This is a genomic window from uncultured Campylobacter sp. (assembly GCF_938015785.1).
Taxonomy (GTDB): domain Bacteria; phylum Campylobacterota; class Campylobacteria; order Campylobacterales; family Campylobacteraceae; genus Campylobacter_B.
In genome coordinates, this window is sequence record NZ_CALLWC010000065.1 from 1 (window position 1) to 17,521 (window position 17,521).

The window sequence follows — 17,521 nt, forward strand, 5'->3', positions numbered from 1 at the left end:
ATGGAATTTGCCGCACTCATTGATGAATCATAATTTATCTCTTTCGTGAAATTTAAATCCCGAGCACTTGCTAAATTGGGCGCATAGGCAAAATTTTGCCATACATTGCCAACCTCGGAATTTGATACGGAATTTTCCGCGTCGCTAGCCGAGCCGCAAACGTTCGCGGCGTTCGTGGCTGCAAATCTTTCACCGCTATTAGAATTCGTCGCGCGGCTATCGCGATTTATCGAGCCGCTAAAATTTTCCGCTATTCGCACCGCGGCATCGATAGAATTTCCTCTGCAGACGCCGCTTTTATCCTCGCGTTCTGCACTGCGGATAGGATTTTTCGCCGCGCCAAATTTCTCGGGCATGCGCACCGCAGAGTCGATAGAGCTTTTTATCTCGTCAAAAATCCCCGCTTCGCTTGCCGCGCCCGCCTTTTTTAGCGCGAATTTATAGCTCTGCTCGCAGCCCTGGATGTATAGGTTTTCTAGCCGCATGCCCGCCTCGCCGTCGAAACTTACGGCTCGTAGGTCGCAAATGACCGCCGCAAATGCGTCGAATAGCCGCCCTAGCGAGCTTGAGCGGACGGCACGCGGTGCGATTTTTTCTAAATTTGTCGTCTCGCTCGCGCTAAATTTTGCCAAAAACTCGCGCGCAGCGTCCTTTGCATTAAATTTAAATATGAGCGCAAGCGCAAGCTTGTAGATGTTTTTGATCGCATTCTCGCCGCCGATAAGCGCGATCTCATCAAATTTTGCGATGCGACGGTAGCCGCGCGGATCAAAGATCATCACCTCGCCACCCCAGATCGTGCCGTCCGTGCCGTAGCCGGTGCCGTCGAAGCAAAAGCCTAGGTATTTTTTGCCGCTGCCTAACAGCTCATTTTGCGCCAGATTCGACACCAGATGCGCGAAATGGTGCTGGTAGCGGATCACGGGGTATCCGCGCTGTTCGAAAAATCGCGTGTGCGAAAACTGCGGGTGCAGATCTGCGATGACGGCGTCGAATTTCAGCTCGTAGGCGCGCACAAACATATCCAAAAGCGCGAAAAATCGCTCATTCGTGGCGACATTTTTAAGATCGCCGATGTAGGGCGAGATGAAAATTTGCCCGTCTTTGTAGATTGCAAACTGATTTTTAAGCTCCGCTCCGAGCGCCAGGAAAGTGCCTTTTAGCCGGAATTTGCTAGGGAAAATTTTTGGATTCATTCCGCGAGATGTTCGCAAAAATAGCGCGCGATTTAGAGCGTCCGCTTCGGCGGAAAAATTTGTGTAGCTCGCCAGATTTGCGGTACTGGTACTTGCCGGTTTTGCGGCATTTGCGAAATTTACGAGGCTTGTCGGATTTGCAACGTTTTTTAAATTTGCGAGACCTGCGGCGCGGGTGAATTTCGTTCCGCAAACAAGTTTCGCTTCGGCGGCGGAATTTGCATCGTTTTGGTTTTTTTGAGGCGCCGAATTTGTGCCGCCGCAGCCAGTTTTGGAAGTAAAATTTACGACGTCGCAACTTGTATCCGTATCGGAAGGTCTTTGCGAGTTCTCGAAATTTCGCCTATCTGCAAAATTTTCCTTAAAATTTTGCGGCGCGATAAGGGTTTGTATGGTTGCGGAATTCTGCGTTAGAATGGAATTTTGCGCAGAGTTTTCCGTCTGAGTGCAGATCGGAAGCGACTCGGAAATTGTGTTCGAATTGCAAGCCATTTTTGAATCAGGCGCCAAAGTTCGCGCTTCAAATAGCGGTAAAAAGGCGATACTATCGTCACTCGGCGTTAAAATTTCGCGGTCGTTATCCAGGTAAAACGAGATGACGCTGTCCAGCTTCGCGCGCAACTCCTCGCTGCTAACAATAATGGGCTCGCCGCTAATGTTGGCGCTTGTGGCGACGATCGGGCGATCAAAGTATTCAAAAAGCAGCAGATGCACGCCGGTGTTGGCTAGGAAAATGCCGATTTTATTAAGGTTCGGCGCCACGCTTGGAGCGATAAAAATCGCACCCGCCTTAAAAATCGCCGAAAAGCTCGCAGGTAAACGCACGAAATTGCCCCTGTTAGCGGAACATGCGCCATGCGCCTCCGCCACACACGCCTGCGCAGAGCATGAACCTTGCAAATTTATCGTCTGTTGCGGACTCGGCTCGCACGCCGCACGCTGCAAGTCCACTCTATACTCAGCATGTTGCAAACCCTGAATATTCGCCGAATTTTGCGAAATAGACTTGTCCGTCGCAAGCCGAGAATCAAGCCCATTCGCCGTGCATTGCAAGTCTTGGCTATCTGCCGCGGACTGTAAATTTAATTTGTTAATTGCTTGCTGCAGCTTTAGCTCGCCTTCTGCTTGCAGCGAGTTCAAATTTTTAGCCGCGTACTGCGAACCAGACCCATTCGATGCGCGTCCTAGCTCGTTTTCTGCGCTCCGCAAGTCGCCTGTAGCCGCGTCGCAGGCGAAACTGCGGCGCGCCGTTTTGCTAAAAATTTGCGCACTATGCAACCTGCCCTGCTCCATGCAAACTCCAACATTTTGCGTGCTAAAATTTTGCGCCGCCAAATTGCGTAAATTTTGTAGTGCAAAACCCTGCTCTTGCGCCGAATTCTCTAGCTCGCCAGCAAATTTCGGCGATATAGAATTTTGGTCTTGCACCTTTAAATTTTGCGCGCTGAAATCCGCCGCAAAGCCCGCCTCTGTGCGCCAAACAAATTCACGCTTTTTTAAAATCACGATCGGCTTGACGTTGCAATCTATCAGCGCCTCCTCTTCTGCGCTTAGGCTCGCTGTGCGCCCTGCCTGCGCTGCGTCGCGACACATGATCGCAAAAGGCTTGCTTGGGCGTTTTTTGAGCGTTCGCAGCATGCGTACTGCGCGCTCGTTCGTCGCATCGCAGACGATGTGAAAGCCGCCCATACCTTTGATCGCGCCGATCTGTCCGTGCCGCAAAAGCTCCGCCGTGCGCGCTATCGCATCCTCGCCGCTAGATAAAATTTCGCCGTCCGCGCCGCATAAAAACAGCTGCGGGCCGCAGTGCGGGCAGGAGATCGGCTCGGCGTGATAGCGGCGCGTGAGCGGGTCCGTGTATTCGCCACGGCAGAACTCGCACATCTCAAACGCCCTCATCGTGGTGTTTGCGCGGTCATACGGCAGTGCGGCGATGATGCTAAGGCGCGGGCCGCAATCCGTGCAGTTGATAAAAGGGTAGTGAAAGCGCGGATTTTGCGGGTCGTAAAACTCCTTTTTGCACTGATCGCAGATCGCAAAATCGGGCAGGATCGGGTTAAATTTACGCCCCTTCTTGGATTGCGTGATCTTAAAATCAGTAAAATTCTGCGTAAAATATTGCGTATTTAGATCGGTGCGGATGATCCTATCGATTCGGCAAAGCGGCGGCGCTTCGCTGCGAAGTCGCTGCTTGAAAATTTCTAAAATTTCTTCTTCGCGCGGATCTTGCTCGGCGCTTTGCGGATTGCGTTTAAAGCCCTGCAAATCCCACTTCGCATCTTGCAAGTCGCGCTTAGTATTTTGCAAGCCTTGCGACGATTCATTCTGCGACATACCGCGCTGCTGCGACGAATTTTGCACGACGAAATTTTGATCCGACGAAGCTGGCAAAATGGAGCCCTGCTCGTTTAGATCGGTCTCGAATAAGTTCGGTAAAAATTTCTCGCTCGCTGCGGTTTGCAAATCATCCGTCAAATCATGCGGCAAGCTCGGCGTACTCTGCGGCGAAAAGAAACTCTCGTTTAAATTTGAACTTGCAAAATTTAGTGATGAGTTCGCGGCCTCGTTAGAATTCGACTCGGCAGAATTTAAAGACCGAGCAGCTGATGACGATACTTTCTGCGCTTGAATTTCGTTAGAATTTGGCTCATCTAAATTTAAAGGGGCGGAATTTTTATCAATCGAGCCTTTTTGCGGCTCGGAAAGGTCTGCGCAAACGATGATTTTAACGCCCTCGCCGTCGTTATAAACCTCGCCTTTTAGCCCCAAATCCACGGCGAGTTTGTAGACGAAGGGGCGAAACCCGACCCCCTGCACTGCTCCGAAAACCTCAAATTTAGCCGCTTTCATGTATGTGCTTTCATAAATTACGCGCCGCCGCAGCTGTTTTGCAAGCAAGTTGCGCTCGCTGCAAGCGGACAAAACGTACCGAGCGCCTCAAAATATGCTCTAAATTTAATAAAATTTGTTCCTTCACGCCCGCGCCCTTTGCCGCTTTTTTTGAAATTTCGCAAGGTCTCGTTTGCGCTAAGCTTAGTCCGTATGACGCGGCTATCGGCGCCGCAATGTCCGCGCAACTCGCCGTTTTGCGGATAAGACTTAGTAGTTTTGCCGAAAATTCGCATATACACCCAATCTAGCGAGCTTGAAGCGCGAAGCTGTCGCTAAAGCTCGCGTCAAAATTTTTGCAAAGCCTAAGCATCAAATCCGCAAATTTGCGCCCGCTAAACATCGCTCCGCCGAAGATCAAAACGTCAAAGTCCTCTTTGCGCTCATCCGCCAGATCGCTTAAAAAATAGCCTAAACTATCGAAAAATCCGAACGCAAACAGCTTTTCATTGGCGCCTGCGAGCGCATAGCTCATCGCTGAGCGCAAAATTTTATCCGCTTGCACGCAGCCGCGCTCGTCCGTGCAAAAATCGAGTCGCACCCCTTTGCCGCCCGCAAAATCTTCCGCAGCCGCGATCAAAAACGCCGCATCGCGCCCCCAGATAAGCTGCGCGGCGACGCTAAAGATGCTGTGAAATCCCGCGTTTGCGCTTTTCAAAATTTCATCGATTTTTGCGGCGTTTACGCTAAATTTGGCGCTGAAATTTTCAAACAACTTCGCGCCCGTTTCGTCCGCGCAAATTTGCGCCTTAAGCTCGTCGAAGCTGCGCGGCAGATTAAATTTAAGCAGAATTTTTTTAGAGCTTTCGCCATAAATTGCGATCTCGTCGTCCGCGCCCACTCCCAAAAAGCAGCGCAAAACCCGTTTTTTAGGATCATCTAAAAGCCCCTTCTCGCGGCACGTAAGCGCAAAAAGAGCGGAGTTTTTGTCGTTTGAGTTTTTCAGATAAGAGCTCGCGCTGCCGCTTAAAAAATCCTCGTTTTGCACGATCAAAAAGCCGTTTTGCAGCGGCGCGACCTTAAAAATTTTATCTTTTTGCGCCGCGCTTTCGCATTTTGCGCTTAAAAAATAGATCCCGTCACTTGCCAAAGCGCGCCCCAGCGCAAACACGAATATGTCACCCGCAAGCTTTACGTCAAAAAATTTAGGCGCGTCCTCGTGGTTTTTTCTAAAAATCGCATTGGTTTTTAGGCTTATGAGCGGCTTTTCGAAGGCTGCGAGCGCGATTTTGCTCTTTTCGTCGCTCACAAAAATCCCATCCAGCGCGCCCACTCCTGCAGCTATCAGAAAATCGGCGCTAAAATCCACGTCCGCCTTGAGCGTGAAAGTTGCGCCACCGCGCTTAATCTGCACCTGCTGAGCATGAAATAAGTTTATGCGGCAAAACTCTAGTAAGCGGGCAAAATTCTCCCTGCTTACCGCTTCAAATTTGCCGTCATGAAGCACGCTAGCGCCGCTTATTATTGCGAATTCGTTTTGAGACGGCTCGGCGTGAGCGAGGTATTCCTTCATCACTCGCGGGGTAAAATTATTAAATTTAGCCGCGCTATGGGCATTTGAAATTTCATCCTCTAAAAATTTACTTATATCGCCCGAGGAGGTATCTTCAAACGTGCCGTTAAATTTCAGCGTTTTCGCTTCGGCGCCGCCCTCGTCCACCACGCGCACGGAGGATTTTGCCAAAAATATGGAGTTTGGAATCAGAGGCATCGCCTCGTCGCTAAATTTTAAAATTTCATCCTCGCCGCCGCGCACGAAAAGGCTTATTAAGCTCGCCTCTTTTTTTAGGCAAAACTCAAGTGCGCTTTTGCGAGCATAAAACAGCAAGAAGTGCGCTATTAGCGCGTTTTCATTAAGGTAGTTAAACTCATATGCTACTATCATCTCGCCCCCTTTTTGCAAATCGATCCGCGATATCTTGGGCGCTAAGATCGGCGATTTTTTCATGCGCGAAGCCAAGATCCGATAGGTACTGCAGCGCCGTTTTTTCCATAGTTTTTGAAGATTTTAATATCGCGGAGCTTAGCTTAAAGCTCGCTTCCTCGATGCGCCGCGGCACGACCGCTAGAATTTTAACGTGAGGCAGATCGCCGCAAAGATCCATCATCTGCAGGGTTTGAAGCATTTCGACCTCGTGTGCCGAGCCGCTCCAGCTGATCTGCTTAGGCATCGCGTCGTAGTCGAAAAAATACACCTCGCCGCCCTTTGCGCCGTCCGCGTCTATGCAATCTACGAGCAAAATTTCATCAAATTCCGCTATCGTAGGCATAAGAAAGCTAGCCAGAGTCCCGCCGTCGATAAATCGGATCTGATCCGCGCTACTGCTCGGCGCGGCTGAATTTACGGCGATGAAGTCCGAATTGATAGAGCTTTGCGCTGCGGAATTTATGACGGAATTCTGCGAAGTAAAATTTGAAGCGGAATTCTGCTTGGCGGAATTTTGAGCGGCGAAATTTCGATCTAAATTTACCGTCTTGGAATTTCGGAGAGAATTTACTACTGTGGCATTCTGCTCGGAGATAAAATTTTCATCCGCAGAATTTTGCGAGGGGTCGCGCTCTATGGAATTTTGCGAGGTAGAATTTTGTATCGCAGATACTTGGGCGGAATTTTGCATAAAATTCTGCGCCGTTAAATTCTCGCCCGCCTTAGAATTTCGTGCGGCGGTTTTAGGATAAAATTTATAGTTCTGCGCGAGCGCGCGGACGAAGTGCACGCCTATGCCCTCGTCCGCGTAGATGACATTGCCAATACCCAGTACCAGCACCCTCAAGCGTGCTCTTCCTTTTTAAATTTATAGCCGCTTACGATCGCATCCATCGCGCCGTCTCTGCCCTTGACGGCGTTAAAGACCGCCATATAGACGTGGATCGGTACGAAGATTATGATGATATTCATGCAAAGATGATGTATCATTCGCACTTCGCTTAGACCGCCCATCGCAGCTTCCAGCGGGCGTAAGAGCCCGTATAGCGCGCCGCCCAACCCCTCGTGATAGACGTGAACGTATAGAATCATTCCGGTTAGGCAGATTACGAATAGCACTAGATAAAAGCCCAGATAGGAGATGAACTGTAGCGGGTTATAAACGCCGCGAAGATGCGGGTGCTCGCCCAAAAAGATATAGTATTTGATCTGAGCGATCCAGACGCGCGGGCTAAAAAAATCTTTGATGCTTAAAAGCTCTTTTCTGCTCTTTTTATCGAAGAAGAAAAGGTAGGTTTTAAAGATCGCCGCACCGATCATCGCAAAGCCGAAGATCAGATGCACGAATCTAAATTTAGCCTGCATGAAAAGCACCGGCTCGGGATTTACCTCGGGCGCGGTGAAAACAAAGGCGATGTAATATCCGGTGATCACCAAAAGCGTAATGCAAAGCGCGCGCAGCCAGTGTGTGAGCCTAAGACCGATTGAGAACTCGTATTCCGCAAATCTTTTTTTCATGATTTATCCTTTGCTGGGATCTACCCTATAGCAGCCAAGCTCCGCTCCTTTGACGTCCATTACGTGCACGGCGCAGGCGATGCAAGGATCGTAAGAGTGGATGCGGCGGATGATCTCTAGCGGCTTGGAAAGATCGGCAAGTTTAAGCCCGATCAAGCAGGATTCGTAAGCGCCCATAGCGCCGTCTTTATCCTTCGGAGTGGCGTTCCAAGTAGAAGGTACGACCGCCTGCCAGTTTTTGATGACGCCCTTTTCGATCCTGCACCAGTGGCTAAGCGCGCCGCGCGGCACGTGGCCGATATAGCGACCTTTGTACTCTTTTGAGTTATCGATTACATATTTTGCGCAGGTTTCGGTATCGCCGCTTTTGATGTTTGCGATCAAATTTTCTAGCGCAATCAGTCCGTTGTCGGCTACGACTTTAGCCTCAATCATACGGCACGCCGTTCGTCCAAGCGTCGAAAATACCGCCTCAAGCGGCAAGCCGGCGTCTTTTAGGAATTGATCCACGACCTTTACTACGCGCTCGTTTTTCTTTGCGTAATTTACCACGATATTTGCAAGCGGTCCTACTTGAAGCGGCTTGCCGTCGTAGCGCGGAGCTTTGATCCAGGTGTATTTGCCCTGGGTATCGAGCACCTTTGTATGTGCTTCTTTGCCGTGCGCGTCGATACTCTGTCCGTCCTTAAGGCCCGTATAATTCGGCTCTTGCTCGCCGTCGTAAGGATGAAGCGCCGCATCGTTTTTATACCACGCATGCGTTGCCTCCTCGGTGATCTTGTTCTCATCGAGCTCCAAAACCTTGCTAATATCGCCGTCAAGGATCATGCCGCTTTGAAATAGCCATTCGTTCTTTGAAAGCTGAAATTCTTGGTGAGTCCATAAATTTGCCACGCCGATATCGTTTAGCACGCTAGGCTCGTTACCGTAAGCCTTCGCAGCCATTACGAGATCAGGATAGTAGGCGCGATTTACGAAGTCCGCGACCTCTTTAAATTTAGACATATATTCGCCCAGTCTTGCAGGGCTTAGGATATCCATTACGCAGGTTACGCCGCCTACGGTGAGGCTTTGCGGATGAGGCTGTTTCGCACCGAATATCGCCATCATCTGAGCCGCCGTGCGCTGAATGCGCAAACACTCAAGATAGTGCGAAAGAGCGATTAAATTTTGCTCCGGGCTAAGCTTATATGTTGGGTGGCCGAAGTAGGCGTTGGCAAAAGGCCCCAAAGCGCCTTTCTTAACAAAAGCACCCACGCGATCTTGCACCTCTTTTAGTTTATCCGCACCGCACGCATAAGGGGTATCGCAGTATTTAAACGCCTCCTCACTCGCCTTTTTAGGATCGGCGCTAAGAGCGCTTACTACATCTACGAAATCAAGCCCGTGGAGTTGATAAAAATGCACCGGATGATCGTGCAAAAATAGCGCGTTAGCCATCAGCGTGCGCGTCAGCAAGGCATTTAACGGCGGAGTGATACCGAGGGCGTTTTCTACCGCGACGATACCCGCTTTGTAATGCGAGAAGGTGCAGACGCCGCAAATTCTTTGCATAAAAAATCCCGCGTCGCGCGGATCTCTGTTTTTTACTATAGTCTCAAGCCCGCGCCATAGCGTCGAGCTACTATAAGCCTCGCGGACGACGTTTTCATCATCCACTACGACCTCTATTCTTAAATGTCCCTCTATTCTGGTTATCGGATCTATTACGATTCTTTGCGACATGATTATTCCCCTTTATCTTTCTTAAATGACGCAATCGCTGCGTGTGCCGCTACCGCAACACCCGTGATTGCTAAAATTCCGACACCTATCTTATCTGCGGTAGCATCAGCGCCGAGCCCGCCGAAAACACTTTCATAAAGGCGATCCGCCAAAGGCTCCTCAAAAGGTCCCATATGATCCCAGAAATCAGGCTCCGAGCAGCCTATGCAGCCGTGACCAGCCTGTACCGGCCAGCTAGTGTGGGAGTTGAAGCGCTCGCGCGAGCAGTTATTAAACGTATAAGGGCCCTTGCAGCCTACTTTATAAAGGCAATATCCGTCCTTTGCGCCCGCATCGCCGAAGCTTTCTACAAACTCGCCCGCGTCGAAATGCCCGCGACGCTCGCATAGATCGTGGATGCGCAGCCCGTAAGCCCATTTCGGTCGGTTGTAAACGTCAAGGCTTGGAAGCGTGCCGAAAAGGATGAAATTTAGCACATTGCCGACGATATTTTTTTCGCTAGGCGGACAGCCCGGGATGTTGATGACGGGTTTGTTTATGATTTTGTCCAAACCTACGGCGCCGGTCGGATTCGGAGCCGCGGCTTGGATACCGCCGAAGCTCGAACAGGTGCCGATCGCAAATATTGCCGCAGCGCCTTCGGCAGCGTGCTTGCAGTGCTGAGCTCCGCTCTTGCCCTCAGGACCCACGGTTAGGAAAAATTCATTCTCGCCGCTTGGAATTCCACCCTCTACCATCAAGATATAGCGCCCCTTGTATTTTTCGATCGCGCCCTCTAAATTTTCCTCGGCTTGCCAGCCTGCGGCAGCCATTATCGTTTCGTGGTATTCGAGGCTGATGTAATCAAATATAAGGCTGTCGATCGTAGGCGTATCGGTGCGAAGTAAGCTCTCGCTACAGCCCGTGCACTCCGCCATATGAAGCCAGATCACCGGCAAGCGATCCGCAAGCTCCGCAGCTCGCGCCACGCTCGGCGCAAATGCGGCTGGAAGCCCTAGCATCGCGGTCATCGCTCCGCTCCATTTCATAAAATCGCGGCGCGAAAAACCCTTGCTCTTAAGCCTTTCTTGTATGCTTTCCTTCGCTTTTATTCGCGGCAAACGCTCAACGGCATCAAGTCTAGCCGAAATTTGAGCCAAATCAACCATATCTTCCTCCTGAATTTTAGGATATTTTGGAAAGCATTCTATCAAAATTTAGAATTTATGCACCTTAAATTTCGTTAGATTTAATTAAAATTTTATATTTATTCATCGTCTAGTAGGTTTTAAATTTAAAAATAAAAGGCGGATTAAAATTTGCTCGGCGGGCGAAACGTTAAATTACAGCGGAGAAAGCATTAAATTTTTATGAAGCATTAAATTTTATGAAGCGTTAAAATTTACGAGACGCTGAAATTTTATCAAGAATTTTATAGTAGCGAAAAATATTTTAGGATAAAGCAGGCGTAGGTTGGATGATTTTGTGCGATACTAGCAGGCGCACTGTTTGTGTGCCGCAGCGAAGTATTTTTGCAAAATCACCCGTTAAATCTTTAGAAAATTTCCAAAGATCAGCTTACCAATCTCGTTGCATCTTGGATATTGATGTTTAGTCCAAGCTGCTCGTTGCTTAGCCCAAGTGCAAGCCCCACAAGCTGGGATAGGTGGATGATCGGCTTTCTTGCCTTGGAGTTCATCGCTTCTTGGTATCGCTCCTGATAGATATCAAGCTGCATCTGACATAGCGGACAAGGAGTAACTACGACGTCCGCTCCATGCTCGGCAGCGTCATTTACGATCTCGCTTGACATTTTAGATACTGATTTTACCGCAGGATAGCTAGCGTGAAAGCCGCAGCAATCAAGGCGTTTTTCAAAAGGCACTATCTGAGCGTCAAGTGCGCCAACTACCGCTTCAAAGCTTTTCGGATTGGTTGAGCTTTCTTTTTTAAGCTCGCGCTCCGGTCTTAATGAGTGGCAGCCGTAAAATAGCGCTACTTTTAAATTTGAAAGCGGTCTAACAACCTTGGCTTTTAGCGTGTCTAAATTCTGATATAGCACCCAAAGCAAGCTCGTTATCTCGGTGCTTCCCTGATACTGCATACCGCCCTCTTTTAAAAAGGTATTGATATAGCTTTTAGTACCCTTATCTAAAGTAAGTTTAGCCTTGGTTAGAGTTAGCATACAGGTAGAGCAGGTAGTTAGCAGAGGCATATTCATACCCTCGGCTAGCGCGATGTTTCTGGCATTGGCTACTAGGCTTGCCATGGGATCGACGCATTGAGCTTGACTAGCCCCACAGCAGCTCCAGCCTTTTATCTCGTGAAGTTTAATACCCAGCACCGGAGCGATCGCTTCAAGTGAAATTTTAGATTCCTTTGCGGCTTGACTTAAAACGCAACCCGGGAAAAATGCAAATTCGTTATTCATCCTCTCCTCCTTATTCTATCTCGCCGCTAGCTTGAGCTTTGCGTGCGGCCTCTATCATCTTAACGAGCCCTGCATGACCCTCGATCTCCTCGCCTCCGAATACGTGCAAAGGATTCATCTTACCCGCAGCCATTAAATTTGCCGCTACGTCCATCTTGCCCATATTGGCAAATACGCCTTCGCTTCTTAGAGCAAGCTTGATCTCGTTTAGCCTTCCGCTTCCCTCTACGATATCTAGCAGGAACGCCTCTGCGTGAGCTGGACCACTTCCTGCGGTAAGTCCTTTTTTCATCGCTAAGGCGCGAAGTGCGGTAATATCGCTTTGAGCGCTTATGCCTTTAGGGCAGCGATCGGCGCACTCTTGGCAGTGTACGCATAGCCATAATCCGTTTAGAACCGCAGGCTTTAGATGAGGCATAGCGTCCTTGCTTCTTGAATCAAACGCGGCGCGGTTAGCGTGCGTGAAAACAAAGGGCTGCATATAATCGCTCGCATCCGCTTCTAGCTTATTGCATTCGCTAGCGCAACATCCGCAAAGAATACAATCCCACTGCTTTTTAATTCGCTCCATCTGCTCAGGGCTTTGCTTACAGCCCTTCTCGGCGCTAAATTCTTTCTTAGGAGTAATAGTAGGTTTAATCTTTCTTAAATTTTCGATACTAGGCTCCCAATCCACTACTAGATCCGAGATTACTCGAAAATTATTTAAAGGAGAGATCGTAAAGCTATCGGGATTTTCATATTCCGCAAGCAAAGCCTCCATCTTGGTATCGCAGGCAAGATATGAGTGTCCGTTTACCCTTACGGCACAGGCTCCGCATATCGCCATACGACACGCTGCGGTAAAATTTAAAGTGATGTCTAAATTTTGCTTTATAAACTGCAAAACTCCAAGCAGGGTCTTTCCTTTGATCTGCTCCAAACTTAATTCGTAGGCTTGCTTATAATTTTTGCTTCCGTCGAAGCGGTCTATGATAAATTTCATTGAGGTTTCCTTCCGTCAAGAGAGAATTCCGTAACGACGACCTCTTTGTAGCCCAAGCTTAGCTCGCCCGCGTCGTTCATCGTCACGATACTGTGCTTTAAGAAATTTTTATCGTCGCGCTTCGGATAATCCTCTCTGGTATGCGCGCCGCGGCTTTCAAGCCTCTTTTGTGCAGCCAAACACGCACAACGCGCAAGCAGAATCAAATTTCCAAGCTCGATGTAGTCGGTAAATGCGGTATTCATAACAGGATTTACATCCGCGACGCGTAGCTCGTCGTAGCGCGCTCTGATACCCTCTAAATTTTGCGAAAGCAGATCGAGCTTTTCGCCGGTTCTAAAGATACCCATATTGTCCCAAAGCTGCGCGCCTAGCTCTTCGCGCAACTCATACATCTCGTTTGCCTTGCCCGAGCCGTTTGCGATCTGCTTAAATTTAGCCTGCCATTTTTGCGCTAGCTCGCTCGCTCTTTTACCCGAGCCGAATCCCTCCTGCTTCGCGGCATAATCCGCTGCGCCGAGCCCTGCGAGCTTGCCCGTTACGACTGCGTCGGTTAAAGAATTTCCGCCCAAGCGGTTTGCGCCGTGAATCGAGATACAAGACGCTTCGCCCGCGGTGTAAAGTCCCGAAATTTTAGTGCTCATATCGTCAAATTTAGACACTTCGATGCCGCCCATCGAGTAGTGTGCGGTAGGACGAATCGGAATCGGCTGTTCGATAAGATCGATACCCTCAAACAAAATGGCGGTGTGTCTGATCTTAGGAAGGGCTTTTAAAATTTTATCTTTTCCGAGGTGTCTTACGTCAAGTAGCACGTATGCGCCTAGCCCCTCACCGTATCCCCTACCCTCGCGAATCTCGGTTTCGATCGCGCGAGCTACGACATCGCGCGGCGCAAGCTCCATCTTTTCGTGGTAGTTTTTCATAAAGCGCTCGCCTTTGTTATTGAGCAGATATCCGCCCTCGCCGCGCGCAGCTTCGGTAATGAGCGCGCCGCCGCTTTTGATACCGGTCGGATGAAACTGCACCATCTCCGGATCGCTAAATCCAAGACCCGCGCGCAGTGCTGCTGCGATACCGTCGCCGGTAGCGATATAAGGCACCGAGGTGCGGTTGTAAAACATCCTCGTATATCCGCCCGTTGCGATTACCAAGGCTTTGCAAAGCACTGGATAAAAATCGCCGGTTTGGATATTTCTAAGCACGACGCCCTCGCATCTGCCGTCAGGTGCGCTGATCTCAAGAAGCTCGTGATCGATTAAAAATTTCACGCCGTTGCTGACCGCATCGTCAAAACAGGCGTGCATCAAGATATGGCCCGTCTTATCGGCGGAGTAGTTGCATCGTTTTTTAGACGCGCCGCCCATAAAGCGCTGCGCTACGCCGCCTGGGACGCCGCTTTCTTTGCCATCCACGCCGCCGCTAGCGTTTCTGGAAAACAGCGTGCCGATGTAATCCATCTCGGCAATCGTAGGGCCCGCAAGCTCGCAAAATTTAATCGCGGCGTCCTGATCTACGAGATATGCGCCGCCCTTTACGGTGTCGTAGGCGTGGAGTTTATACGAATCGCCGCCACTGAAGCTCGTAACGCCGTTGATACCGCCTTCCGCCATACAGGTGGCGTTGCGCGAAGGCATCATCTTCGTAGCTACTACGACGCTGAGATTTGGATTACTCTTTCTTACCGCTACGGCTGCACGCAAACCCGCGCCTCCAGAGCCTATAACGAGCACATCCACACTAGGAAGGCCGCCTTCGTTGCCGCCGTCTGCGCTTTTACTTTTGTCGGTATCCACGCAGCCACTAAGGCTAAGTGCGCCGACGCTGATACAGGCGGATTTTAAGAAATCGCGTCTGTTGAAATTTGATTCGCTCATTTTCCTCTCCATTTGAGAAATTCTTAGCTTAAGTTTAAAGTTCTAAACTAAAAGCGTAATTTTAGTTTCATTTTTAACATAAGTCAAATATTATTTAGTGTATCATTTCATAAGAATTAAATTATCAATTGGAGAGGCTAAATGAATTTGCATCGCATGGAGCTAGTATTAAAAGTAGCAGAATTCCGTAGCTTTACTAAGGCTGCCGAGGCACTTAAAATCCCGCAACCGTCGCTATCACAGAGCATTTTATCACTGGAACGTGAGCTTGGAGCGCAGCTTTTTAACCGCACGAGTAATCCTATTTCGCTTACGCGCGCGGGAAAAATTTATGCTAGTAAAGCCAAAGTCATTTTTGATGCCATAAACGACCTAAAAAACGATATCTCTGAAATAAGCGGCGTAAAAAATGATAAAATTCGCATCGGTTTTTCGCAAAACGGCTATAATCTACTGCCGTCGCTACTGCCGATGTTTTGCAAAAAATTTAAGGATTCGGATCTACAAATCACGCAGTTTTCTTCTGCGCTTAGCATTCGTGAAATGCTACTTCAAGGTGATCTTGATGTCGGTATGCTGATACTGCCCATCGATATGAGCGGGCTTGACGGGGTTAAAATTCTAACGCAAAAAACCTATGTCGCTCTAAGCTCCACCCATCTGCTCTCGCTTGAGTTTAAAAACGAATCTGTTCCCAAAATTGACATTTCGCGCTTAAAAGAGGAAAGATTCATCCTGCCTAATCAAAGCCTAAGAAGCGCCGAGCAGATAGATGCATTTTTTGCTGCTGCGGGATTTGCGCCGAAAGTGCTGTGCCGCACGGAGACCTTTGATATCGCCAATGCTATCGTCGCAAGCGGCGCAGGAGTGTGCTTTAGCATACCGCAGATGATAAAAGAGGATAAGGCGAGCAGGATAAAGCTCTTTGATGTAGGCGCGCGTGAGCTCGATAATACGCTGATAATTGCCTACAAAAAAGGCAAACGTCTAAACCATCTAGCGCAGGCATTTATCAAAACTGCACGTAAAATTTCTAATGAAATTTAAAATTCATAGCTCGCAACGATAAATGAGAGATTGAGCTTTTGCAGCACTTTGCCTCTTTGTTGGCTTTTGCATAAAAATTTTTAGAGTAGATTTCGCCCGAGCTTAGGTAAAATTTTAAACTAAGCTTAAATTAGAATTTTGCCAATAAAATTTTTTATTGCTAAAATTTCACTCACAATTTACGACGGAATTTAGTGCGAAATTCTAATTTTTCACTCCATTTAAAATATCCAAATCCTTGTTATACACCTTGGTATCTACTTCAAAAATTCCAAGCAGCGTGTGAAAAAGATTATCGTGCGAAAAAGCATTATCCTTATGTGATTTAAGCGCGCTTAGATCATATCTTTCGCGCATTTTTCCCTCACCTAGCCAAACGATCGCACCGATATGCTTTTGCGCCTCGGGAGCGAAAAGATAGGGCATGCCGTGCAGATAAACGCCGCCCTCGCCGAGACTCTCGCCGTGATCGCTCATATAGATTATCGCCGTTTCGCGCGTCTTAGAATACGGTTTTAAAAAATCTATAACCTTGCTTAAAAAATAATCCGTGTATAAAATCGCGTTATCGTAGGCATTTGAAATTTCTTGCTGCGAGCAGTTCTCAAGCTCGTTATCGCGGCAAACGGGGCTAAATTTTTCAAATTCTTTCTTATAGCGCTTGAAATACGCAGGCCCGTGATTGCCCATCTGATGCAGCACGATTAATACGTCTTTGCCCGCGTTTTCGGCGACAAATTTATCAAGCCCCGCAAGCATCCCCTCGTCCCTGCACTCTACGTCGCAGATCGGATTATTTTGCGGAATTTTAAAATCCTGATATTTTACGCGCAGCGCCACACCTTTGGAATCGGAATTGTTATCGCGCCACAAAATTGCCATATCATCAGCGCAGTTTAGTATGTCTAATACGTTTTGCTCCTCCGCAGCCTTTTCGACGCTAAATTCCTCGCGATTTAGCAGCGAAAACATGCACGGCACGCTTTGCGCCGTCGAAGTGCCGCAAGAATGGGTATTGCTTAGGCTTACGACGCCCTGCTCTTTGGCTAGTAGCGGATTAGTATCTCGCTCGTAGCCGTTTAGCGAAAATCTATCCGCTCTCGCCGCTTCGCCCACGACTACGACGACGAGCTTTTTTGAGCTTGTGGAATTTTCATCGATATGCGCGTCCGTAGCGATTTGCATCAGAGGCTGCGAGCCTTGCTTTTTGGATTTTGCGACAAATTTAACGCCGCTGTAGATCCAATATCCGGGATTTGCGTAGCTGCGTAAAATTTTATGCTCTCTGAAAAATGACGCGTAGTATTTGCTAAATCCAAAAAGCAGCGCCGCGATGATTATTATGCAAATGCCCGCTGTTTTGAGCTTAGCTAAAATTTCAAATTTAAGCGGACGATAGCTAACGCGCGCGCGAGCAATCAGCACGCAGGGTAAGACGCCCAGCACCAGCACGTAAATCGCTAGTCTTGGGCTAAAAAGATCCGCTGACTCGGCAAAGTTCGTCTGGGCTGCGTTACGGATCATCTCCGAATCGATTACGACGTTATAGCTATCCATGAAATACGCCGTAAACGACGAAATAAAAAAGCAGATCATCAAAATCGGCTTGGTCGTATAACGCGAGCTAAAAATTGTAAAAAATAGCGTCAAAAAAGCAATCAAAGCCACCGCGTCGCAGACAAGATAGATAAAATTTAGTCCCGAGATTCCGTAGGCGTTTATGATATTTTTAAAAAACGAGAAGTTAAAAAATGCCACAAAAGCAAGCGAGCTTAGAAAAATAAGCTTCTGCTGCGACGGATTTTTAAAAAAGCTAGGCACGAAGCGTTCCTTGAGATAAAATTTCAAGTTGAAATTTTACGGCGTTTTGGTAAATGCTCGGAAATTCCGCGCTTCGTATCTCACAAATCGCAGCAAAATTTTTGTGAAATTTTAAAATTCTGCGCG

The 17,521-nt window shown here is 48.5% G+C and carries 11 protein-coding genes and 2 pseudogenes; 1 reads left to right on the top strand and 12 read right to left on the bottom strand.

Annotation, left to right across the window (positions count from 1 at the left end):
- The 11 genes and pseudogenes from Q0393_RS10785 to sdhA all read right to left on the bottom strand — a co-directional run.
- Nucleotides 1-4,046: Sua5/YciO/YrdC/YwlC family protein (locus Q0393_RS10785; RefSeq protein WP_367179183.1), on the bottom strand; the 4,046-nt coding region annotated here is incomplete at its 3' end.
- A 17-nt stretch (nucleotides 4,047-4,063) separates the two neighbouring features.
- Nucleotides 4,064-4,321, bottom strand: coding sequence for a hypothetical protein (locus Q0393_RS09070; RefSeq protein WP_298979641.1), 258 nt, complete (start codon nucleotides 4,319-4,321; stop codon nucleotides 4,064-4,066).
- Nucleotides 4,322-4,332: 11 nt separating this feature from the next.
- A complete protein-coding gene (locus Q0393_RS09075) occupies nucleotides 4,333-5,970 on the bottom strand; it encodes a hypothetical protein (protein WP_298979643.1) in 1,638 nt (545 codons plus the stop codon).
- Nucleotides 5,954-6,394, bottom strand: a pseudogene (locus Q0393_RS10790) (hydrogenase maturation protease); the annotation flags it as partial. The gene Q0393_RS09075 and the pseudogene Q0393_RS10790, both read right to left, overlap by 17 nt.
- Nucleotides 6,395-6,763: 369 nt before the next feature.
- Nucleotides 6,764-6,859: pseudogene (locus tag Q0393_RS09085) on the bottom strand (hydrogenase expression/formation protein); the annotation flags it as partial.
- Nucleotides 6,856-7,530 (bottom strand): Ni/Fe-hydrogenase, b-type cytochrome subunit, encoded by a 675-nt coding sequence (gene cybH, locus Q0393_RS09090; protein WP_291937195.1) that lies wholly within the window; start codon nucleotides 7,528-7,530, stop codon nucleotides 6,856-6,858. The gene cybH and the pseudogene Q0393_RS09085, both read right to left, overlap by 4 nt.
- A 3-nt stretch (nucleotides 7,531-7,533) precedes the next feature.
- Nucleotides 7,534-9,255: a nickel-dependent hydrogenase large subunit gene (locus tag Q0393_RS09095; protein WP_298979646.1), complete on the bottom strand. Its 1,722-nt coding sequence runs from the start codon at nucleotides 9,253-9,255 to the stop codon at nucleotides 7,534-7,536.
- Nucleotides 9,256-9,257: 2 nt separating this feature from the next.
- Nucleotides 9,258-10,403, bottom strand: a complete 1,146-nt coding sequence (locus Q0393_RS09100) for a hydrogenase small subunit (RefSeq protein WP_298979648.1) — start codon at nucleotides 10,401-10,403, stop codon at nucleotides 9,258-9,260.
- A gap of 404 nt (nucleotides 10,404-10,807) precedes the next feature.
- Entirely contained in the window at nucleotides 10,808-11,665 is an 858-nt protein-coding gene (gene sdhE / locus Q0393_RS09105) for an 8-methylmenaquinol:fumarate reductase membrane anchor subunit (protein ID WP_298979649.1), read from the bottom strand.
- A 10-nt stretch (nucleotides 11,666-11,675) separates the two neighbouring features.
- Nucleotides 11,676-12,650: an 8-methylmenaquinol:fumarate reductase iron-sulfur subunit gene (gene sdhB, locus Q0393_RS09110; protein WP_298979651.1), complete on the bottom strand. Its 975-nt coding sequence runs from the start codon at nucleotides 12,648-12,650 to the stop codon at nucleotides 11,676-11,678.
- Nucleotides 12,647-14,527 carry an 8-methylmenaquinol:fumarate reductase flavoprotein subunit gene (gene sdhA, locus Q0393_RS09115; protein WP_298979653.1) on the bottom strand — a complete coding sequence of 627 codons (1,881 nt, stop codon included), beginning with the start codon at nucleotides 14,525-14,527 and terminating at the stop codon, nucleotides 12,647-12,649. The genes sdhB and sdhA overlap by 4 nt, the downstream gene beginning before the upstream one ends.
- 156 nt (nucleotides 14,528-14,683) lie before the next feature.
- On the opposite strand from sdhA, the gene Q0393_RS09120 reads away from it, so the two are divergent.
- A complete protein-coding gene (locus Q0393_RS09120; RefSeq protein ID WP_298979654.1) occupies nucleotides 14,684-15,574 on the top strand; it encodes a LysR family transcriptional regulator in 891 nt (296 codons plus the stop codon).
- 204 nt (nucleotides 15,575-15,778) lie between these two features.
- Here Q0393_RS09120 and Q0393_RS09125 read toward each other — a convergent pair whose 3' ends face one another.
- Nucleotides 15,779-17,395: a phosphoethanolamine transferase gene (locus tag Q0393_RS09125; protein WP_298979656.1), complete on the bottom strand. Its 1,617-nt coding sequence runs from the start codon at nucleotides 17,393-17,395 to the stop codon at nucleotides 15,779-15,781.
- Nucleotides 17,396-17,521: the final 126 nt, after the last annotated feature.

Excerpts from the sequence above, each read along its gene's own strand:
- cybH (WP_291937195.1), bottom strand. The coding sequence starts at position 7,530 with ATGAAAAAAAGATTTGCGGAATACGAGTTCTCAATCGGTCTTAGGCTC.
- sdhB (WP_298979651.1), bottom strand. The coding sequence starts at position 12,650 with ATGAAATTTATCATAGACCGCTTCGACGGAAGCAAAAATTATAAGCAA.
- Q0393_RS09095 (WP_298979646.1), bottom strand. The coding sequence starts at position 9,255 with ATGTCGCAAAGAATCGTAATAGATCCGATAACCAGAATAGAGGGACAT.
- Q0393_RS09070 (WP_298979641.1), bottom strand. The coding sequence starts at position 4,321 with ATGCGAATTTTCGGCAAAACTACTAAGTCTTATCCGCAAAACGGCGAG.
- Q0393_RS09100 (WP_298979648.1), bottom strand. The coding sequence starts at position 10,403 with ATGGTTGATTTGGCTCAAATTTCGGCTAGACTTGATGCCGTTGAGCGT.
- Q0393_RS09075 (WP_298979643.1), bottom strand. The coding sequence starts at position 5,970 with ATGATAGTAGCATATGAGTTTAACTACCTTAATGAAAACGCGCTAATA.
- sdhA (WP_298979653.1), bottom strand. The coding sequence starts at position 14,527 with ATGAGCGAATCAAATTTCAACAGACGCGATTTCTTAAAATCCGCCTGT.
- Q0393_RS09120 (WP_298979654.1), top strand. The coding sequence starts at position 14,684 with ATGGAGCTAGTATTAAAAGTAGCAGAATTCCGTAGCTTTACTAAGGCT.
- sdhE (WP_298979649.1), bottom strand. The coding sequence starts at position 11,665 with ATGAATAACGAATTTGCATTTTTCCCGGGTTGCGTTTTAAGTCAAGCC.